This window comes from Mycobacterium sp. E3298 (assembly GCF_001666895.1).
In the GTDB taxonomy this organism is placed as follows: Bacteria; Actinomycetota; Actinomycetes; order Mycobacteriales; family Mycobacteriaceae; genus Mycobacterium.
Genome location: NZ_LZJB01000481.1, coordinates 1 through 3895, shown reverse-complemented (window position 1 = coordinate 3895; position 3895 = coordinate 1). Strand labels below are relative to the sequence as shown.

Genomic DNA, 3895 nt, shown 5'->3' with positions numbered 1-3895 from the left:
CGACGGCCAGAATGCCCGCCACCCCGAGCGCCAGCAGTATGCCGCTTTGCGCGGGCGTCGATGCCAGGCCGAGAACCACACAGCTATCGGACGGTGCGTCGTAGACGGTGCCTACGCCGCATTCAGCAGCGTTACTTACCGGCGGCGAGAACGCCGTCATGATGACAACCAGCGCGAGTGCGGCCGGCCCACTGAGTGCCAAACGATTAGCCATGCTGACCATCACAAATCTCCGTGCAGGCAAATCGTAGGCCGCGCCGCGTTGCTGCGAAAGAGGCCAAAATGCCCTTTTTGGCCCGCCGCCGCAGGTGCCGGCCCGTGTCCACAGCCGCACGTCGAACGGCCCTGATCCGCCGCCAAGCGTGCCCACGCCGGGCGAAGACGCGGAATGGTTCAGGGGTGGCCGGGAATGCCTTCGAGGTCTCCCTGGACGCCTTGCAGATCCCCTTGAATGCCTTGCAACTTTCCTTCGATCGCCTGCAGATCGGAGAGAACATTCTGATACGCCGGCTGCATGTCATCCGGCGTTGCAGGTTGAGACTTGGGGCAGTACGCGACGATGGCACCGGCGGTGACTTCCGCGCTTTGGTCGGCGTCCCAAATCGATGACCGCTGCACGAATGCGACCGCATCGGCGAAATTGGGTTGGTGCGCCAGGAAGTCGCAGACCGCATGCCCTTGGGTCATTACGTATTCCTGACTGGGAAACGGTACGCCTTCATGCTTCAACGCGGCGATGAACGCCATGTCGGCAATCTCGATCCGCGGAGCTGGTGCCGCCGGCGCGATGCGACTTGGCGGCGCCGCCGCCGACGGCGGGGTTTCGGTCGGCTGCGCCGATGAATCCCGTTGGTGGACCGCGAACATCACCACAACCGCGGCGGCGAGGGCGGCCAGCGAGAGCGGCAACGCCGCGAGAAGACTCAATCGGCGCCGCACACCCCCGAGCCCGCGGAGCTTGGTGCCGAACCCGCGGGCGCCCCGCACGTCGGCGACCGTCTCGCTTTCACGCATGTCTTCGGGGTGGGGACGAGTGGTCCCTGTGCTGTGGGCGAGGAGCTCGTCGAGCAGTTCGTCGATCTCTCGGGACGATGGCTGACCGCCGCGCTCGCGAACCGATCGGCGCCCAAGGGCGATGCGCCGCAATTCTGAATCGATCGTCTCGCGGTCGCGCATATCACCAGTCTGAGAGTGTCAGCACCATGGCACAAGTCCCGAAACAGGCGACCGACCAGCGGAAGGCGGCGCACATACACCGCCGCCTTCGCCCAGGCCGCCGGGCGGCCGCGAGGCATCCGCCGGAAGCCTCGAACATGCGCCGACACGGCGAGTCTCGCCGCCAGGGCAGGTTCACCCGTAAGCCCTGGAAGCGGCATGAAAAACCCTCTGCCGCACCGCATTACGGGTAGCCGGGGCCGGGCATGCTAGGCTGCCCGGGGATGCCCGTCGGCATCCGTTCGAAAATGAGAGAAGTTGAAGGTATGACACAGGGAACTGTGAAATGGTTTAACAGCGAAAAAGGCTTCGGCTTTATCGCTCCGGACGGCGGCGCAGCAGATGTGTTCGTCCACTACTCGGAGATCCAGGGGACGGGCTACCGATCCCTCGAGGAAAACCAGAGAGTCGAGTTCAATATCGAGCAGGGGACGAAGGGTCCGCAGGCAGTCGGAGTAACTGCCGTCTAGTGCGAGTTCTACCCCAAGTGGGCTGGTGGGTGATTTCCCGCCAGCCCACAGCGCGTTGAGGGGGGTCGCGGCTTGCGCCCGGCGGCGGCCGGACGCCGGGCAGCCCTACGGCGCCGCCTCCGCCGAGGAGGACCCCCCTTTCGAACATGATCAAGAGGCGCGGTTCCCGGGGGCGTGTAGATTGGTGGAAGCAGTTCTGTTCGCACTGCCCCGTAGCCATTTCCTTGTGCAGATGAGCGCATCTACGAATCGATCCCCCTTCGCTCCACCCGCATGTCGGGCCGAAGCCAAACCCAAGAGGACCCCGCCTTATGACATCCGATCTGTTTTCGCACCGCTACGAGCCCGAGGCCGTGACACACGCCGCTGGTGATTCGGAACCGGTGCAATTTCCGATCTTCTCCGACGGACCCAAGAAGGATTCCGCCTCCACGACGCAATCTTGATCGACCCACCTGAGGGCTTCAGATCGTCAGTTCCGTTCTGGCACAGCAATTTCGGCGCCTACCAACGGCCCGATGACCCGACTTGCGGCGCCTACTCAGGCGGAGGCGGAACGGGACCGGGCGGCGGTCCGTCCGGCGGGGGTGGCGGAGCCGGCGACCGATGCGAGCAGTCGGGCACGTAGATCAACACACCCCCCACCATCGTCCAACCGATCGCGCATCCCGGCGGCAACTGAGGGAGCGTCTCGGGTGGAGCGACCAATGCGGTCATGGTTGCCGCGATCATCACCGGCCCCATGAGTCGAGGGACGAACCTCGTCACCCGGCCCGAAGCCCGGCCGGTACGTCTTGCGAACGATTCTGCCGGTGCGTCAGGCATGCAACTTTTCCTGTCTGCCGGGAAGCTTCAAGTGTGAAATGACTGGCCGCTCGTCGCAACTTGAAGCCCTTCCCGACCGATTTCGCCGGCCGGGACCGCGCCGATATCGGTCATCGCATTGATGCCACGCGGTCAGGTGCGGAAGACTGTTCAGGGCAATCGACGGAAGTGTCCACTGTGAACTTGATCCGTGTAGTCGCTGCGCCGCTGCTGGGCGCGGCCATGTTCGCCCTCGTCGGCTGCTCGGTGTCGACGGCCAAGCCGATCGCGACTTCCACGACCACCGCGGCCGCGGCTCCTGTCGCGTCCAGAACCGTTGCGGCAGCACCGAATCCACCCCTCGGCGCGCAGCCCCAACTGGCGTCGGACCCGGCTCAGCTGGCCGACGACCTCGTCGCCGACGAGCGCGCGCTGCGTGACTCGTCGACGCCGGAGCCGGCATTGGTAGCAGCGGCGCACCGCGAGCAGGCCGCCTATCGCGCCATCGCGCGGCACCCCGAATGGGATTCGGTCGCACGTCCGCGCATCCCGGCGGAGCTAGCCGACGTATACGACCGCAACCTCGATGCCCGTCGCCAGCTCCAGGCGATGACGCCCGCCAAGGGCACGCTGCCCGCCTGGCGGATCGAGCCTCCCATTCCCGCCGACGAACTGGTGGGCGACTACCACGCGGCGGAAGCGGAGACGGGAGTCGGCTGGAACTATCTGGCCGCGATCAACCTGGTCGAAACGCGCTTCGGCAGCATCAACGGCGTGAGCACCGCGGGCGCGCAAGGACCCATGCAGTTCTTGCCGTCAACGTTCGCCACCTACGGGCAGGGTGGTGACGTCCACTCCCCGCGCGACAGCATCATGGCGGCGGGCCGGTTTCTGGCCGCCAACGGCTTCGCCGGCGACCCCGCCCGCGCCATCTACGGCTACAACCACGCCCACGAATACGTCCGGGCGGTGGACCAATACGCCGCACTGATCGCGAATGATCCCGCCGCCTTCCCCACCTACTACCGGTGGGACGTCTATTACGTCACCACCGCCGGGGATGTGTTGCTCCCGATCGGATACGAGGCGCCGTCCCCGATCCCGGTAGAGGAGTATCTGGCGACCCACCCGCAGTAGCCCGCGTCGATCAGAGGTACTTCAGGGCGATGTCCTGCAGGTGCGATCGCACGTCTTGACCCGTGGCCTTCTCCAGCTTGATCCCCAGCTCGCCGGCCAGGTTGACGAAGCCCATCAGCAGCATGATTTCGCCATCCGGCTCGTCGATGACGTTCTCGACGAGCCGGTTCCAGGCGAATTCGTTGCCGCTGTCGGACGTCCACGCCGTCATCACGTCGATGGCTCGGCGGACGTTTTCTCGCACATCCATGCCCGGAGCCTGCCATGAC

General features: G+C 65.6%; 4 protein-coding genes and 1 pseudogene. 2 read left to right on the top strand and 3 right to left on the bottom strand.

Features of this window, described 5'->3' with window-relative positions:
- Both A9X05_RS31285 and A9X05_RS21945 read right to left on the bottom strand, forming a co-directional pair.
- Positions 1-223 (bottom strand): annotated as a pseudogene (locus A9X05_RS31285) (hypothetical protein); the annotation flags it as partial.
- 170 nt (positions 224-393) lie between these two features.
- The gene (locus A9X05_RS21945; protein WP_067784045.1) at positions 394-1176 is read right to left on the bottom strand and encodes a DUF732 domain-containing protein; all 783 of its coding nucleotides are present in this window, start codon (positions 1174-1176) and stop codon (positions 394-396) included.
- 305 nt (positions 1177-1481) lie between these two features.
- Here A9X05_RS21945 and A9X05_RS21940 point away from each other — a divergent pair, with 305 nt between their 5' ends.
- Together A9X05_RS21940 and A9X05_RS21935 are read left to right on the top strand one after the other, a co-directional pair.
- Complete coding sequence (locus A9X05_RS21940) at positions 1482-1685, top strand: cold-shock protein (protein ID WP_067282851.1); 204 nt, start codon at positions 1482-1484, stop codon at positions 1683-1685.
- A 1047-nt stretch (positions 1686-2732) separates the two neighbouring features.
- Complete coding sequence (locus A9X05_RS21935; RefSeq protein WP_067784046.1) at positions 2733-3626, top strand: lytic transglycosylase domain-containing protein; 894 nt, start codon at positions 2733-2735, stop codon at positions 3624-3626.
- A 10-nt stretch (positions 3627-3636) separates the two neighbouring features.
- On the opposite strand, the gene A9X05_RS21930 is transcribed toward A9X05_RS21935, so the two are convergent.
- Positions 3637-3895: hypothetical protein (locus tag A9X05_RS21930; RefSeq protein WP_231978451.1), on the bottom strand; the 259-nt coding region annotated here is incomplete at its 5' end.

Excerpts from the sequence above, each read along its gene's own strand:
- A9X05_RS21945 (WP_067784045.1), bottom strand. The coding sequence starts at position 1,176 with ATGCGCGACCGCGAGACGATCGATTCAGAATTGCGGCGCATCGCCCTT.
- A9X05_RS21940 (WP_067282851.1), top strand. The coding sequence starts at position 1,482 with ATGACACAGGGAACTGTGAAATGGTTTAACAGCGAAAAAGGCTTCGGC.
- A9X05_RS21935 (WP_067784046.1), top strand. The coding sequence starts at position 2,733 with ATGTTCGCCCTCGTCGGCTGCTCGGTGTCGACGGCCAAGCCGATCGCG.